General features: G+C 63.4%; 15 protein-coding genes and 1 pseudogene. 9 read left to right on the forward strand and 7 right to left on the reverse strand.

Features of this window, described 5'->3' with window-relative positions; translation table 11 throughout:
• Positions 1-11 precede the first annotated feature (11 nt).
• From ACTORR_RS04150 to glnT, 3 genes are all read right to left on the reverse strand, one after another.
• Positions 12-686, reverse strand: coding sequence for a protein glxC (locus ACTORR_RS04150; protein ID WP_054885134.1), 675 nt, complete (start codon positions 684-686; stop codon positions 12-14).
• A gap of 26 nt (positions 687-712) precedes the next feature.
• Positions 713-1,618 (reverse strand): class II glutamine amidotransferase, encoded by a 906-nt coding sequence (locus ACTORR_RS04155; protein ID WP_313365304.1) that lies wholly within the window; start codon positions 1,616-1,618, stop codon positions 713-715.
• Between the two features lie 66 nt (positions 1,619-1,684).
• Positions 1,685-3,019, reverse strand: a complete 1,335-nt coding sequence (glnT, locus tag ACTORR_RS04160) for a type III glutamate--ammonia ligase (RefSeq protein WP_313365305.1) — start codon at positions 3,017-3,019, stop codon at positions 1,685-1,687.
• 346 nt (positions 3,020-3,365) lie between these two features.
• Between glnT and ACTORR_RS04165 the strand changes: the two genes are divergently transcribed.
• Positions 3,366-3,959 (forward strand): helix-turn-helix domain-containing protein, encoded by a 594-nt coding sequence (locus ACTORR_RS04165; RefSeq protein WP_054885137.1) that lies wholly within the window; start codon positions 3,366-3,368, stop codon positions 3,957-3,959.
• Positions 3,960-4,252: 293 nt separating this feature from the next.
• Complete coding sequence (locus ACTORR_RS04170; protein ID WP_441343553.1) at positions 4,253-5,284, forward strand: DMT family transporter; 1,032 nt, start codon at positions 4,253-4,255, stop codon at positions 5,282-5,284.
• Here ACTORR_RS04170 and ACTORR_RS04175 read toward each other — a convergent pair.
• Positions 5,247-5,951, reverse strand: coding sequence for an NrtR DNA-binding winged helix domain-containing protein (locus tag ACTORR_RS04175; RefSeq protein ID WP_054885181.1), 705 nt, complete (start codon positions 5,949-5,951; stop codon positions 5,247-5,249). The genes ACTORR_RS04170 and ACTORR_RS04175 overlap by 38 nt on opposite strands.
• Positions 5,952-6,088: 137 nt before the next feature.
• Here ACTORR_RS04175 and ACTORR_RS04180 point away from each other — a divergent pair, with 137 nt between their 5' ends.
• From ACTORR_RS04180 to ACTORR_RS04190, 3 genes are all read left to right on the forward strand, one after another.
• Positions 6,089-6,739, forward strand: coding sequence for a nicotinamidase (locus ACTORR_RS04180; RefSeq protein WP_313365017.1), 651 nt, complete (start codon positions 6,089-6,091; stop codon positions 6,737-6,739).
• The gene (gene pncB, locus ACTORR_RS04185; RefSeq protein WP_313365016.1) at positions 6,736-7,938 is read left to right on the forward strand and encodes a nicotinate phosphoribosyltransferase; all 1,203 of its coding nucleotides are present in this window, start codon (positions 6,736-6,738) and stop codon (positions 7,936-7,938) included. Before ACTORR_RS04180 ends, pncB begins: the two co-directional genes overlap by 4 nt.
• Positions 7,939-8,010: 72 nt before the next feature.
• The gene (locus tag ACTORR_RS04190; protein WP_313365015.1) at positions 8,011-8,994 is read left to right on the forward strand and encodes a LysR family transcriptional regulator; all 984 of its coding nucleotides are present in this window, start codon (positions 8,011-8,013) and stop codon (positions 8,992-8,994) included.
• A 23-nt stretch (positions 8,995-9,017) separates the two neighbouring features.
• Here the strand turns inward: ACTORR_RS04190 and ACTORR_RS04195 are convergent, their stop codons facing one another.
• Positions 9,018-9,479, reverse strand: coding sequence for a RidA family protein (locus tag ACTORR_RS04195; RefSeq protein ID WP_099813387.1), 462 nt, complete (start codon positions 9,477-9,479; stop codon positions 9,018-9,020).
• A 205-nt stretch (positions 9,480-9,684) separates the two neighbouring features.
• Between ACTORR_RS04195 and ACTORR_RS04200 the strand changes: the two genes are divergently transcribed.
• Positions 9,685-10,371, forward strand: coding sequence for a hydrolase (locus tag ACTORR_RS04200; protein ID WP_054885141.1), 687 nt, complete (start codon positions 9,685-9,687; stop codon positions 10,369-10,371).
• Positions 10,372-10,445: 74 nt separating this feature from the next.
• A pseudogene (locus ACTORR_RS04205) lies at positions 10,446-10,814 on the forward strand (helix-turn-helix domain-containing protein); the annotation flags it as partial.
• An 8-nt stretch (positions 10,815-10,822) separates the two neighbouring features.
• Here the strand turns inward: ACTORR_RS04205 and ACTORR_RS04210 are convergent.
• On the reverse strand, positions 10,823-11,716 hold the full coding sequence (locus tag ACTORR_RS04210; RefSeq protein WP_054885142.1) for a LysR family transcriptional regulator: 894 nt from the start codon (positions 11,714-11,716) through the stop codon (positions 10,823-10,825).
• A gap of 110 nt (positions 11,717-11,826) precedes the next feature.
• Here ACTORR_RS04210 and ACTORR_RS04215 point away from each other — a divergent pair, with 110 nt between their 5' ends.
• Both ACTORR_RS04215 and ppnN read left to right on the forward strand, forming a co-directional pair.
• Positions 11,827-12,888: a YeiH family protein gene (locus ACTORR_RS04215; RefSeq protein WP_313365014.1), complete on the forward strand. Its 1,062-nt coding sequence runs from the start codon at positions 11,827-11,829 to the stop codon at positions 12,886-12,888.
• 63 nt (positions 12,889-12,951) lie between these two features.
• On the forward strand, positions 12,952-14,325 hold the full coding sequence (ppnN, locus tag ACTORR_RS04220; RefSeq protein WP_441343554.1) for a nucleotide 5'-monophosphate nucleosidase PpnN: 1,374 nt from the start codon (positions 12,952-12,954) through the stop codon (positions 14,323-14,325).
• 124 nt (positions 14,326-14,449) lie between these two features.
• Here the strand turns inward: ppnN and ACTORR_RS04225 are convergent, their stop codons facing one another.
• Positions 14,450-15,616, reverse strand: coding sequence for a GGDEF domain-containing protein (locus ACTORR_RS04225; RefSeq protein ID WP_054885145.1), 1,167 nt, complete (start codon positions 15,614-15,616; stop codon positions 14,450-14,452).
• Positions 15,617-15,701 lie beyond the last annotated feature (85 nt).

Consider the following 15,701-nt stretch of genomic DNA (forward strand, 5'->3'; position numbering starts at 1 on the left):
ATGCTCCTGGATCAGTACGCGCTGGCGTTGTCGACTTTGAAGTTGTACAGCTGGCGGGCCGAGCCGTAGCGCTTGAAATCGGCGGCCTTGTGCGCAAGGCCCGCCTTGTTCAGCAGTTCTTGCAGCTCTTGCAGATGCTCGGCGCGCATCTCCTTCTCGATGCAATCCGAGCCCAGCGATTGCACCGAGCCCTTGACGTAGATGCGCACCTCATAGAGTGAATCGCCCAAGGCATCGCCGGCATCGCCACAGACGACCAGACGCCCGGCCTGGCCCATGAAGCAGCTCATGTGGCCGATGCTGCCGCCGACCACGATGTCCACGCCCTTCATGGAAATGCCGCAACGCGCGCCGGCATCGCCCTCGATCACCAGCAGCCCACCATGGGCGGTGGCGCCGGCGGCCTGGGAGGCGCTGCCCTTGACCCGCACCGAGCCGGACATCATGTTCTCGGCCACGCCGACGCCAACGTTGCCGTGCACGGTGACGCTGGCCTGCTGGTTCATGCCTGCGCAGTAGTAGCCGGCATGGCCTTCGATATCCACCGACACGGCGGCGTTGATGCCCACCGCCAGGTTGTGCTTGCCGTCAGGGTGGGTCACCCGCCATTCACGGTCCTGCACGTCACCATGCAGGGACTGGTTGAGCATGCGCACCGAGGCGCTGGAAAGGTCGATCGTCTTCATGGATGTCTCCAGTGATTCGGTGAGGGTCAGGCGCTTTCGCGTTCCCAGACGTACAAGGTGGCCGGCGCCGGCTCCCAGACCTTGGCCTTGTCTATACCCGGCAGGCTGGCCAGGGCCTGGTACTCGGAGGCCATGGCCACGTAGTCGTCGGTCTCGGCCAGCACGGCCGGCTTGCAGGCGATCGGGTCGCGGATCACGGCAAAGCCGTTGCGGGTGCCGATGGCGAAGGTGAAGAAACCGTCCAGGTCTTGCAGCGCGCCATCCAGGGCCTGGGCCAGGGTGTCGCCCTGCTGCAGGCGCCAGGTCAGGTAGCCGGCCGCCACCTCGGTGTCGTTGTCGGTCTCGAAGCTGATGCCTTCGCGCTTGAGCTCCTGACGCAGACGGAAATGGTTGGACAGCGAGCCGTTGTGCACCAGGCACAGGTCGGCGCCGGTGGAAAACGGATGGCTGCCTTCCATGGTCACCGCACTTTCGGTGGCCATGCGGGTATGCCCGATGATGTGGCTGCCCTTCATGCCGGCCAGGCCGAAGCGGCTGGAGATTTCTGCCGGCAGGCCCATGCCCTTGAGGATCTCGATGCTCTGCCCGGCGCTCATGATGCGCACGCCCGGTGCCAGTTCGGCGAGCGCGCCACGGGCGCTGGCTTCATCGGTATGCACCTTGAGTACCGCCGCGCTGGCGTTCTGGAACCAGTCCAGCGAGCAGCCCAGGCGACCTTCCAGCTGGCCCATCAGGGCCGCCCAGGGGTAGTTGATGTCCGTCGCCTGCAGGGTCAGCTTGACCCAGCCATCGGCCACTTCGTCACCGTAGATGGCGAAGCCGGCGCTGTCCGGGCCACGGTCGGTCATGGCTTCGAGCATGGGTTCGAAGAGCTTGCCGAGCTGGGCTTCCAGCTCCGGCTTTTTCAGGTACAGACCTACGATTCCACACATGGTGATACTCCTTTCAGGCAGTGGGTAGCCGCTGCTGTCGCCGCTACCCAGGGATAGGGTTGGCGGTCAGAAGAATTCGGTGTAACGCTGGATTTCCCAGTCTGAGACGTGGCGGCAGTACTCCACCCACTCCATGCGCTTGAGCTTGATGAACTCATCGACGATCTCGGCGCCGAGCACCTCGCGGAACAGCGGGTCGGCCTCCAGGGCGTCGGCGGCTTCCTTGAGCGACTGCGGCAAGGTCTTGATGCCGCGTGCGGCGATCGCTTCCAGGCTCAGGTTGTAGAGGTTCTCGTTGCACATCTCACCCGGCTCCAGCTGGCGGTCGATGCCATCGAGGCCGGCGGCGATGATCGCTGCGGTGACCAGGTACGGGTTGCAGCCGGCGTCCGGCAGGCGAAACTCCAGGCGGCCATAGGGGATGCGCACCATCGCCGAACGGTTGTTGGCGCCGTAGGCAACGAAGGCCGGGGCCCAGGTGGCACCGGACAGCGAGCGGCCGACCACCAGGCGCTTGTACGAATTGACCGTGGGCGCGGCGAAGGCGCACAGCGCCGGGCCGTGGGCCAGCAGGCCGGCGGCGAAGTGGTAGGCCAGTTTCGACAGGCCCATGCCGCTGCTGTCGGAGGGGTCGTGGAACAGGTTGTTGTTGCTGCTGCTGGCCAGCGACAGGTGGAAGTGCATGCCGTTGCCGGCGCGCTTGGGGTCTGGCTTGGGCATGAACGAGCAGATCATGCCCAGGTCGTTGGCGATCTCGCCGGCTGCCATGCGGAAGAAGGTGAAGCGGTCGGCCGACTCCATCGCCTCGCTGTAGGTGTAGTTGATCTCGAACTGGCCGTTGGCGTCTTCGTGGTCGATCTGGTAGATGTCGAAGCCGACCGGCTGCAGGGCCTCGGTAAGGCGTTCGAGAAACAGCCGCGAGCGCGACAGGCCCTTGTAGTCGTAGCAAGGCTTGTCGAGGTTGTCGGAGGCGTCCACCAGCTGCAGCTTGCCACCTTCGTCACGGCGGAAGAGGCTGAACTCGGGCTCAAGGCCGGTATTCAGGGTCCAGCCCTTGTCGGCCAGGCGCTGCACCTGCTGCTGCAAGACGTAACGGCTGTCGTAGGGCCACGGCTTGCCGTTCACATGGCCCACGCACACCACCCGCCCATAGCCCGGCTGCCAGGGCACCGGGATCAATGTGGACAGGTCACCACGGGCCATGAAATCCGGGCCATGGGGCTCCATGCCCATGCCGCAGATGGCGAACCCGGCAAAGCCGGCGCCCTCTTCAGCCACCATCTTTAGGCCCGATACCGGCACCGACTTGGTCTTCGCCGAACCGTGGATGTCGACGAACTGCGCCAGCACATACTTGATGCCGTACTGGTCGAGGGTGCGCTGGGTTTCTGCTGGCAACATGGGTTGATCACTCCTGGGTGAGGGGCACTAATTCCACATGAGAAATTTACTTTCCTCACAGGAATGCAACGTGCTTGCCAACTCTGCCTGATGGCTGGTGTTTGCTTTCTGTTCCGGCCTCTTCGCGGGCACGCCCGCTCCCACAGAGATCGGCGCAAAGTCCCTGTGGGAGCGGGCGTGCCCGCGAAGAGGCCCGCACAGACAACACAAAACCCATGCAGGTTTTTATGCTCTGTTTATGGGAAACTTGTTTTCATCTGAGGAAAGAAGCCGCCAACGCAGCTGCCTTTCGCACTTTCCCAGTGCGAAATCTTTATTCTTGAACTGAAACCGTGCAGGACATTCGATGCCATCCGAAACCCCACCGCGCCTTCGCCTGGAGCAGTACCTGGGCCTGCAGATCAAGCGCCAGCGCCAGGCCCAGTCGCTCAAGCTCGCCGATGTGGCGCGCATCGCCGGCATCAGCCAGGGCATGCTGAGCAAGATCGAGAACGCCCAGGTGTCCACCAGCCTCGATACCCTGAGCCGTCTGTGCGATGTGCTGGGCATGCCGATGGCCAAGCTGTTCAGCCAGTATGACCAGCCCGATGGCAATGCCTTGCTGGTGAAGGCCGGTGAAGGGCTGGAGGTGGTGCGCCGCGGCACCGAGAAGGGCCATACCTACCATTTGCTCAATCACGCCAGGGGGCCGAAGAAGAATTTCGAGGCGTACATGGTGACCATGGATGACGCCAGCGAAGAGTTCCCGACCTTCGCCCACCCCGGTACCGAGTTCCTCCACCTGCTGGAGGGGGAACTGGTCTACCGCCACGGCAACCAGCTCTACCACATGCAGGCCGGCGACAGCCTGACCTTCGATGGCGAAACCCCGCACGGCCCTGAGCAGCTGGTGCAGGTGCCGATCCGCCTGCTGTCGATCATGAATTACGGTGAGGAATAACAAGGCGCTACAAGGCAACAGCCGACGTCGCGATCAGACAAGCACACGTCGCCCGCAATCGGCGTCCAAACCGTGTCTACAAAAATAATACACACATCGACCAGCCCCGCGCCGTGGGCTGATCGGTGTGGTAGTCGCGAGTAAAACAGCCTCGCTTCACAATTCCAACGCTGTGGCGCCTTTTTGCACCGGGCAGTTCGTCCGGGCTCATAACGATAAAACTCCCAGAATCAAAGACCCGCGTCGCGCTGATCGGGAGTGTTTGCGCGCCACATTGTGAAGACTTGACTGCCATGATCGCGACTTCAATCCCCGTAGCCGGTGCTGCCACCGGCCACCGTAACGCCCTGTGCGTTGCCCACATCGCCGCGGTGCTGTTCGGCCTGACCGGTATCCTCGGTCACCTGATCGACGCCGACGCCAGCATCATCACCTTCGGCCGCGCCACCTTCGCCTTCATCGCCCTGGGCTTCGTCGCCGGGCTCAAGGGCACCCGCCTGCTCGACGCGCTGACCCTGCGCAATCTGCCGGTGCTGGGCTTGACCGGCGCGCTGCTGGCCACCCACTGGGTGACCTTCTTCATCGCTGTGAAAGTCGGTGGGGTGGGCGTTGCCACCCTGGGCTTTGCCAGCTTCCCGGCGTTCATCGCCATGATCGAGCGCGGTGTGTTCGGCCAGCGCATCGGCGCCGTGCAGGGCCTGGTGCTGGTGGTACCGACCTTCGACCTGCTGGACAAGGGCACCATCGGCCTGCTCTGGGGCCTGGGCTCGGGCCTGGCATTCGCCCTGCTGACCGTGGCCAACCGCCGCAACCAGTCGAGCATGAATGCCATGCAGGTGGCCTTCTGGCAGAACGTGGTGGTGGCCGCGCTGGTAGCGCCATTTGCCTTTACCCACCTGGGCAACACCAGCCTCGGCAGCAATGACTGGATCAACCTGGCGCTGCTGGGGGTGTTCTGCACCGGGTTGTCGCAGTTCCTGTTCGTCAAGAGCCTGGAAGGGCTGGAGGCGCGTACCGCCGGCATGATCATCGCGCTGGAACCGGTGTATGCGATCCTCGGCGCCTGGTGGCTGTTCGGTGACCAGCCGAGCCTGCGCATGGCGGCCGGTGCTGCGCTGATCGTGCTGGCGACCATTCTGGCGGCGGCGCGCATTGACCTGACCGAACGCGACCGCTGTAGGAGCGGCCTTGTGTCGCGAAAGGGGCGCGTAGCGGCCCCAGCAATCTGTGCGTTTGCGCTGATATTCTGGGGCCGCTACGCGCCCCTTTCGCGACACAAGGCCGCTCCTACAGGCCTTCGGGTAGAAGGCTCCGGTCGAACATGAACACCCGCTCCCCCTGCGGCGTGTACTGATACAACTGCTGCGGCCGGCCCAGCCTGGGCTGGTTCTTCTCCCCGGTATCCCGCACCCACCCCAGCTCGCGCAGGCGCTCCAGGCGCTTGCGCAGCGAGGTGTTGTTCACCGCCTGCCCAAGGCACGCCTGCACCGCCCCCAGCGCATCGAGCACGGTGAATTTCTCCGCCAGCAGGTACAGCGGCAAGCTGCTATACACCGTCTTCGAAGCCAACCGCTCACGCGCACGCTCGGCCAGCAGGTTATGGTCGAACGGCAGCAACACCTTGCGGTCAATCACGCTGTCCAGGTCGAAAAACGCCAGCTGCTCACCTTCGACCTGCTGTTGCGGGTCGAGCAAAGCCAGGTAGTAGGTACTCAACGACCACCCACGCGGGTCGCGGAAAGCATTGCCTTCGGTACCCACCTGTTCGAGGTAACGTGGCAGTACCTGGGCTTTCTCGCGCAGGGCACGCTCAGCAGCGCCCTCCAGGCTGGTGTCCGGGGTGCGGCCATTGACGATCACGCCGGGCAAGGCCCACTGGCCGATATGGGGCTCGCGCTCACGACGGTGCAACAACACTTGCAGATGCTGGGCATCAGGGGCCAGGCGCAGGGCGACGATGTCGACACTGGCCAGAACTTCGACTGTACTCACCGGGGACTCCTTGTTCATCAATGCAATAATCCACCAGAGCTTCTAAGTATGGCAACCCGCAAACGCACAGCAATTGTCACTTGACATACTTAATACACCAGGTGAATTATATGGTCATTCCAGCGAGGAGACCCGCCATGAAGATAGCCAGTTTCGATGTCGACGCGCAGAACGGCTTCACCGCCAACGCCCCTCAGGAGCTGCCGGTGCCGGAAGGCAACGAGATCGCCCCGGACCTCAACGCCATGGCCTTGCGCGCCGACCTGCGCCTGGGCAGCAAGGACGCCCACCCGGCCAACGCTGCCTGGGTGGTGGCCGAGCCCGGCCAGATGCTGCAACCGCTGACCCTGGCCAACGCCGACCTGACCTGGGTCAGCCACTGCGTCCCCGGCACCGCCGGCTTCGAGCTGCTGCCCGGCCTGCCCGCCCCCATCGACTACGACTACTTCGTCTGGAAAGGTGTCGAGCCCGACTTGCACCCCTACGGCGCCTGCTTCCACGACCTCGCCGAGCGCCGCTCCACCGGGGTCATCGAATACCTGAAGGTGCAGGAAGTAGGCGCGGTGATCGTCGGCGGCCTGGCCCTGGACTACTGCGTCAAGACCACCGCCCGGCAATTGCGCCAGGCCGGCTTCCAGGTGCTGCTGTACCTGCCGGCCTGTCGCGCCCTGACCCAGGAAGGCGCCATCAGCGCCTGCGGTGCGCTGGCCGCCGAGGGCGTTATCCTCTGCGGCGATGAAGCCGCGCTCGACTACCAGCTCTCACTGATCAAGGAAGACCGCCCATGAGCGAAAGCGTTTTCGGCCCACGGATCATCCAGAACCTGCTGGACACCGACTTCTACAAGATCACCATGATGCAGGCGGTGCTGCACAACTACCCCAACGCCGAGGTGGAGTGGGAGTTCCGCTGCCGCAACAATGAAGACCTCTCTCCTTACCTGGCGGAGATCCGCTACCAGATCGAGCAGCTGAGCGAAGTCACCGTCACCCACGACCAGCTGGCCTACCTGGAAAAGATCCCGTTCCTCAAGCCGGACTTCATCCGCTTCCTCAGCCTGTTCCGCTTCAACCTGCGCTACGTGCAGGTCGGCCTGGACGCGGCCGGGCAATTGGCGATCCGCGTGCGCGGGCCGTGGCTGCACGTGATCCTCTACGAAATCCCCTTGCTGGCGATCATCAGCGAAGTACGCAATCGCTACCGCTATCGTGATGTCACGATCGAACAGGTGGGCGAGCGCCTGTACCAGAAAATGGACTGGCTCAAGGCCGAGGCCAGTGCCGACGAGCTGGCCGGCTTCCAGCTCGCCGACTTCGGGACGCGGCGGCGCTTTTCCTACCGGGTGCAGGAAGAGGTGGTATACCTGCTCAAGCACGACTTCCCCGGCCGCTTCGTCGGCACCAGCAACGTGCACCTGGCTCGCGAACTCGAACTCAAGCCGCTCGGCACCATGGCCCACGAATGGTTCATGGCCCACCAGCAGCTCGGACCACGGCTGGTCGACAGCCAGGCCGCCGCACTGGAAGCCTGGGTGCGCGAGTACCGTGGCTTGCTCGGCATCGCCTTGACCGACTGCATCACCATGGACGCCTTCCTGGAAGATTTCGACCTGTACTTCGCCAAGCTGTTCGACGGCCTGCGTCACGACTCTGGGGACCCGCTGGTGTGGGCGGAGAAAGCCATCGCCCACTATGAGCGGCTGGGGATCGACCCGAAAGGCAAGACGCTGATCTTTTCCGACGGCCTGGATTTCGCCAAGGCGCTGGGCCTGTACCGGGCATTGCACTCGCGGATCAACGTAAGCTTCGGCATTGGTACCCGGCTGACCTGCGATGTCCCCGGGGTAGAGCCGATGAACATCGTGATCAAGATGACCGACTGCAATGGCGCGCCAGTGGCGAAGATCTCGGACAGCCCGGGCAAGACCCAGTGCCGGGATGCGAACTTCGTGGCCTACATGAAGCATGTGTTCAAGGTGAATGGATAGGGCCGGGATGAGCGGGTGGGCCATCTTGGTTGCCCCCGCCCCTTCTCGTATCATCTGCACACCGTACCTGGAATGAACGCCGTGAAGCCGTCACCTGGAAGTGCCCTGCCGACCCCTGTCAACGCCACCGGGCCCAAATGGGATGCAGGTGCGGCGGTCAACCAGCTGTCCTGGGACGACCTGCGAATCATCAAGACCTTGAGTGATTGCGGCAATCGCTCCGCCACGGCCAAGAAACTTGGCATCAACGTTTCCACGGTATCGCGCCGGGTCTCCCAGGTCGAAAAAGCCCTCGGGGTGGCGCTGTTCGATCACCGTAAAGCTGGGTACTTGCTGACGGCCGAAGGTGCGGAATTGCGTGCCCTGGCCGAGCGCGTCGAACTCGACATCGTGAGCGTGACGCGGCGTGTCTCCCGAGCCGGCCAAGGCCCTCTCGGCAAGCTGCGGATCACCACGAGCGACTCATTGCTGCTGTACTTTCTCACCCCGATCATCGCGGACTTCAAAGCGCTCAATGAAGGCATAACCATTGAAGTGCTGGTCGGGAACGAGACGCTGAGCCTTGCCCGCGATGAGTCTGATATCGCCGTCCGTGCGACCCGTAAGCCAGCGCAAAGCCTGGTCGGCCGAAAGTTGGCCAACATCGCCTGGGCGCCCTATGCCAGCATCAAGCAGCCTCTACCTGCCAACCCCTTTGCCGAAGGCCACGGATGGGTTTCCTATTCCGCGGCGCTGTGCGGTTTGAAAGCGACAAGCTATGTCGAATCCAGGGTTGCGCCCGAGTCCATTGCCTATCGCACCGATTCAGTGGCCGCAGCCAGTGCAGCCATTGCGGCGGGCCTGGGTTACGGGTTCCTGCCCTGCATGCTGGGCGACATTACGCCAGGCCTGGTTCGCCTCGGCCCGGTAGTGCCGCAGCTGCAGGACGAATTGTGGTTGCTGACCCACCAGGACATACGCAAGTCCTGGCGGGTCAAAGCCTTCATGACATTCTGCGCGGCTGCCGTTGCCGACCTGAAACCGCTGGTCGAAGGGCAGCAGGCGGTCCCGGCCTGACAGGCTGATGGCGGGAACGCAGGTCAGCGGGTTCGGGCGCCAATCACCGCCCGGCAGGCGATTTCGATCAGCTGAGGGCGTTGGGCGAGCCTCGACACACCAATGATGTTACTCGCCGCCTGCGGGCGTTCCGAACCATAGGCCGCCTTGCGTACCTTGCCGACCACGGCGAAGGCTGCATCCATGTCCAGCACGTAAAGGGTTTCTTCGACGACATCATCAAGGCTGGCGCCGTAGAGGGCGAGTAACGACGAGATGTTGTCATAGGCCACACGCATCTGTTCCCCCATCGATGAGAAATCGCTGGGTCTGCCGTCGGCATCCAGAGGCGCCGGAGCGACCAGATTGCCGTCCTGGTCATGGTTGAACTGGCCCGATACGAAAATCTCGTTACCTACCCGCCGGGCTTGCGGATAGCCGTAGCTTGCTTCCCAGGGGACGCCCCAGTAGGCGGTGTCGTCGTTGAAAGGTCGTGATGCGGCCACTGCATTCTCCAAGTGAATGACGGATCGTAGTGATCCGGGTAGCGCAGAGGCTAGCACCGTACCCAGCGCAACAGGTGGCGCATTAATGCGCCTTTAGCGACGCAAAAGTGCGCCACCGCATCGCTGATGGTTTGGTTATCGTTTGCTGGCACTCGGCGACAACCGCTGAGCAAACTTTCGCCACAAACCAGCACAGGGATTAGCAATGAGCACGCCAAACACTGAAGTCCTGACCCCGTTCAACAGCCAGCTGATCTTCATCGATCAACAACCGCAGATGGCTTTCGGCGTCCAGAGCATTGATCGACAAACGCTGAAGAACAACACCGTTGGCCTGGCCAAGGCGGCCAGGATCTTCAACGTGCCGACCATCTTCACCACGGTCGAGACCGAGAGTTTCTCCGGGCACACCTACCCCGAGCTGCTAGCGGTATTCCCTGATGCGCCGCTGCTGGAACGGACTTCCATGAACTCCTGGGACGATCAGAAGGTTCGTGATGCCCTGAAGAACAACGGCCGCAACAAGATCATCGTTTCCGGCCTGTGGACCGAGGTCTGCAACACCACATTCGCGCTGTCCGCCATGCACGATGCCGGCTACGAGATCTACATGGTTGCCGATGCCTCCGGCGGCACGACCAAGGAGGCCCACGACTACGCCATGCAGCGCATGATCCAGGCAGGCGTCGTGCCGGTGACCTGGCAGCAGGTGCTCCTGGAGTGGCAGCGCGACTGGAACAATCGCGCGACCTACGACGCCGTGATGGAGCTGGTCAAAGAACACTCCGGCGCATACGGCATGGGCGTGGACTACGCCTACACCATGGTCCACAAGGCGCCTGAGCGCGTTAAGCATGGCCCCACCTTGGCGCCGGTTGCCGCGCCTCTCTGATCCCGCATCAGCCTCCCTCAGCGGGCACAGCTGCCCGCTGAGCGTTCTTCCCTCGCGAACAGGAATGGACCTTCATGAACAGTGGCGATTGCACTGTGCTGGCGACTGTCGCCTTGAAATCGACCAGGCAGCTCAAACCTTGGCAATTGCGGACCGCCAAGCAGATGATGCTGGCGCATCTGGACGTGGGCATATCGGTGACCGAGCTCGCCGAGGCATGCGCGCTGTCGCGCAGCCACTTCAGCAGAATGTTCAAGGAAAGCACCCGGGTGCCGCCACAGCAATGGATGCGCGAGCAACGGATCAGGAAAAGCAAGCAACTGCTGCTCGACGCGAGGATGCTGCTGGCAGATATCGCGCTCGATTGTGGGTTCTACGATCAAGCGCACTTTTGCCGAGCTTTCATGAGGGCTGAAGGGCTGACACCTTTGGCCTGGCAAAGGCTGACCCATCATCGCCCGGCATCATCGAGCCGCCCCACGCACAATTCCATGAACCGCGCCGCCGCCCGCGAAGGCGTGGCAGCATGGGGCAACAGAATGGAAAAGCGCCTGACCAGTGGCGCTGGCGCAATCCGCACCTGCCGCAATGCCCCGTCCTCATGGCGGATCGACATGGCCGAGACGAACCCAACGCCCATCCCGGCCCGCACCGCCTCCTTCACCCCCTCCACCCCGGCAATCTCCAACGCCACGCGCATCGCTACGCCGTAGCGGGCAAACGCCCGCTCGACGATCTGCCGGACCCCCGAGCCGCTTTCGCGCAGTACCAGTGGGTAGGCGCCGAGTGACGCCAAGGTATGCTCCTCGGCCTCGGCAAGCGGATGATCACTCGGCACGATGGCCACGATCTCGTCCTCGCGCCACGCCGTCACTTGCGTGCCCAAGGGCAGATCCTGCCCGGGCGGCCCCTCGATCAAGGCGATATCGACACTGTCCAACGCCGCGACGATCTCCGTGGTGTTGCCGTGGGAGGTGCTGACCAGCACGTCCGGATAACGCTTGTGAAAATCGGCAATCAGGTACGGCAGCAGGTAGCTGGCCGGCGTGGTGCTGGCGCCGATGCGCAAGGTGCCGCGCTCCAGCCCGCGCATGGCCTCGCACAAGGCCTGGGCCTGGCGGAAGGTGTCGCGCAGGCGCTGGGCATGGGCCAGCAGTTGCTCGCCGGCAGCGGTCAGGCGCACGCCACGGCCGGCGCGCTGGTACAGGGGTTCGCCAAAGTCTTCCTGCAGCAACTTGAGCTGACCGGACACCGCCGGTTGCGACAGATGCAGGGCCAGGGCCGCATGGCTGATGTTGCCATGCTCGGCTACGGTGGCGAAGGTTATCAGCTGTTCTGGGGTCATCTAGTAAAAATATCAGCCAAACGGATATTTGCCATCCTAAATTACGATTTTTTATAAGCTTATAACCAGATTAACGTAGGTCATGTCGAAACATTTTCCGGAGGACTCACATGGCCACGGCAACTTCCAACCCCACGTTGGCGCCTACCCTCTCCACCCGAGGGCGGCTCAACGGCATCCTGTTCGTCGCGCTGTTCGCGCTCGCCGTCACCCAGTTGGCAGCCCTGCCGGCCATCGCCGGCCTGGGCATCAGCCCGCTGATCGTCGGGATTGTCGCCGGCGCCCTTTATGGCAATGCCCTGCGCGATGGCGTGCCGGCCAGCTGGGCAGCCGGTATCAACTTCTCGGCCCGTGGGTTGCTGCGCATCGCCGTGGCCTTCTTCGGCCTGCGCGTGAGCCTGCAGGAGATCGCCGAAGTCGGCTGGTCCGGCTTGACGGTATCGTTGCTGGTCGTGACCAGCACCTTGCTGATCGGCCTGTGGTGCGGCACCAGACTGTTCAAGCTGGACCGCGATACTGCCCTGCTCACCGCAGCGGGCAGCGCGATCTGTGGTGCTGCCGCCGTGCTGGCGTTCGAATCGGCACTGCGCAGCGCCCCGCACAAGAGCGCCATGGCCGTTGGTAGCGTGGTGCTGTTCGGCACCCTGTCGATGTTCCTCTATCCACTGGCGATCAACGCCGGCTGGCTGCACCTGGACACCCTGGGCGCCGGCCTGTTCCTCGGCGGGACCATTCACGAAGTGGCGCAAGTGGTGGGCGCGGCCAGTAATGTCAGCCCCGAAGCCACGCACATCGCCACCATCGTCAAGATGACCCGGGTGATGCTGCTGGTGCCGGTGCTGCTGGTGGTGGGCCTGTGGATCAGCCGTTCGCGCCACCCCGGCCAGGCGCAAGGCAACGGCCGCATCGCCATGCCCTGGTTCGCCTTCGGTTTCCTCGCCCTGGTGCTGGTGAACTCGCTGCAGGTGCTGCCGGGCAGCGTGACCCAGGCGGTCAACAGCCTGGACACCTTCGCCCTGACCATGGCCATGACCGCGCTGGGCATGGAAACCCGCTGGAGCCAGATCCGCCAGGCCGGGCCCAAGGCACTGATCACCGGGGCAGTCCTCAACCTGTGGCTGGTGGCAGGTGGCCTGGCAATCACCCTCGGTGTGCAACGCCTTTTAGGTTGACGCGCCTTGATCGGTATGGTGTTGTCTTGCAAGGATGTTTTTACCTGCACAGGAACGACTTAGATGCCTCAACGCCATGTCATCAATGCATCCGTCAGCCCCAAAGGCAGCCTGGAGACGCTGTCGCAACGTGAAGTCCAGCAACTGAGTGAAGTCGGTACCGGCAGCCTCAACACTTTGTTCCGCCAGTGCGCCCTGGCCATTCTCAACACCGGCGCCCATGTCGACAACGCCAAGACCATTCTCGAAGCGTACAAGGACTTCGAAGTCCGCATCCACCAGCAAGACCGCGGCGTGCGCCTGGAACTGCTGAACGCTCCAGCCGACGCCTTCGTCGATGGCGAAATGATCGCCAGCACCCGCGAAATGCTGTTCAGCGCCCTGCGGGACATCGTCTACACCGAAAGCGAGCTGGCCAGCCAGCGCATCGACCTGGAAAGCTCCCAGGGCATCACCGACTATGTCTTCCACCTGCTGCGCAACGCCCGGACCCTGCGCCCTGGCGTGGAGCCGAAGATGGTGGTGTGCTGGGGTGGCCACTCGATCAGCAGCGAGGAGTACCAGTACACCAAGAAGGTCGGCCACGAACTGGGCCTGCGCAAACTGGACATCTGCACCGGCTGCGGCCCGGGCGTGATGAAGGGCCCGATGAAGGGCGCGACCATCGCCCATGCCAAGCAACGCATGCACGGCAGCCGCTACCTGGGCCTGACCGAGCCGGGCATCATTGCCGCCGAGGCACCGAACCCGATCGTCAACGAGCTGGTGATCCTGCCGGACATCGAGAAGCGCCTGGAAGCCTTCGTCCGCGTCGGCCACGGCATCATCATCTTCCCCGGCGGCGCCGGCACTGCCGAGGAATTCCTCTACCTGCTCGGCATCCTCATGCACCCCGACAACCAGGACCTGCCCTTCCCGGTGGTGCTCACCGGGCCGCGCAGTGCCGAACCGTTCCTGCAGCAGCTGCATGCCTTCGTCGGTGCCACCCTCGGCGAGGCCGCGCAACGCCACTACCAGATCATCATCGATGATCCGGCGGAAGTGGCCCGGCACATGGTCGAGGGGCTCAAGCAGGTCAAGCAGTTCCGCCGCGAGCGCAATGACGCGTTCCACTTCAACTGGCTGCTGAGGATCGACGGTGGCTTCCAGCACCCGTTCGACCCGACCCACGCCAACATGGCCGAACTGGCCCTGCGCCGTGACCTGCCAGCCCACGAGCTGGCGGCCAATCTGCGCCGGGCGTTTTCCGGCATCGTTGCGGGCAACGTGAAAGACAAAGGGATCCGGCTGATCGAGGAGCACGGGCCGTATCAGATCCGCGGTGATGCGGCGGTGCTGGAACCGTTGGGGCGCCTGTTGCAGGCGTTCGTCGACCAGCACCGGATGAAGCTGCCAGGTGGCGCTGCTTATGTACCTTGCTATCAGGTCGTGACCTGAGATTGCAGGGGGCCGCTTTGCGCCCCCTTCGCGGGCACGCCCGCTCCCACAGGGGTTTCACAGACATTGAAGCCAGCGGTATTCCTGTGGGAGCGGGCGTGCCCGCGAAGGCGCCAGCATCAATCTATCTGACCGGACTCGCCACGGTCCGGTCAACCAGGCGGATGCTGTCACGCCCGCCCCGCTTGGACTGGTACAACGCCACATCCCCCTGCTCGATCAACGCCGCCAGGCTGGCCGGTGGCTGATCGAACAGGTTGGCGCCGATACTCAAGGTCACCGCCTGCGGGGTCGGCATCGCCTCCCTGGCAAACTGCTGGAACTGTTCGCGCAGCTGGCTGCCCAGTGCCACCACCTTCTCGCTGCTGGCACCATTGAGCAGGATGACGAACTCATCGCCGCCCAGTCTTGCCGCCAACGAACGCTCCGGCAACACCGCACGAATCATCTCGCTCAAGGCAATCAGCAGGCGGTCACCCGCCGCATGTCCATGCAGGTCATTGACCAGCTTGAAGTTGTCGATGTCGATCAGCAGCAACGCCCCCGGCTGAGCCGGGCTGACCGCCTTGAACAGGTGCGTCGCCCGCACTTCCAGGGCCCGACGGTTGTACAACGCCGTCAGCGGATCGCGAGCAGCCAGCCGGGCGATGCGTTCTTCACGGCGATAGCGCTCGGTGCCGGTCATCGACAGCGCGATCAGCATGATCGCCATCGCCCCTTCGACCAGCGAAACCTGGATGATCAGGCCGCCAAAGGTCGCCAGGTCGATCAACGTGCCCGGTATCACCGCCACGGCCGCCTTGGCTACATAGAACAGGCCATGGATCAACAGCACGTAACGCAGTTGCACCGCCCCCACACTCAGCGACTTGCCATGCGGGCGCAGCAGGTAGCTGGCCTTGAGCGTGAGCGACGCTACCAGCAGCGAGTTGACCATCAGCATCAGTTTCGACCACTGCGGCCCCACGGGCAGAAGCAACAAGCCGAACCAGATCACCACGATCAGCAGCCATGCCCGCGACAGCCGGGCCTGGGTGAAACGCACCACGCCCAGCAGAAAGAACGCATGGGCAACCACCAACAAGCCATTGGCGAACCAGATACCGATCAGCAGCAGGCCGATCCCGCGCAACAGTGCCAGGGTCGAACCGACGGTGATCGTGGCGAAACCGGCGCTCCAGAACAGCAGCGACGATTCGCGGACACTGCGCCACTCGATCGCCAGGTACAGCGCAGCGGCAGCGGCCAGGGCGATGGTGATCGTCAGCATTGTGGGTGGATCAAGCGCCATATACGGTCTGGCCTGTCTGATAACGTGGAAAAGGCCGATTGTATGCGCTTGGCATGACTTTTCAGAGGGGCGAACGGTCACGCTG

Source organism: Pseudomonas sp. SAR267 (assembly GCF_052077595.1).
In the GTDB taxonomy this organism is placed as follows: domain Bacteria; phylum Pseudomonadota; class Gammaproteobacteria; order Pseudomonadales; family Pseudomonadaceae; genus Aquipseudomonas; species Aquipseudomonas vlassakiae.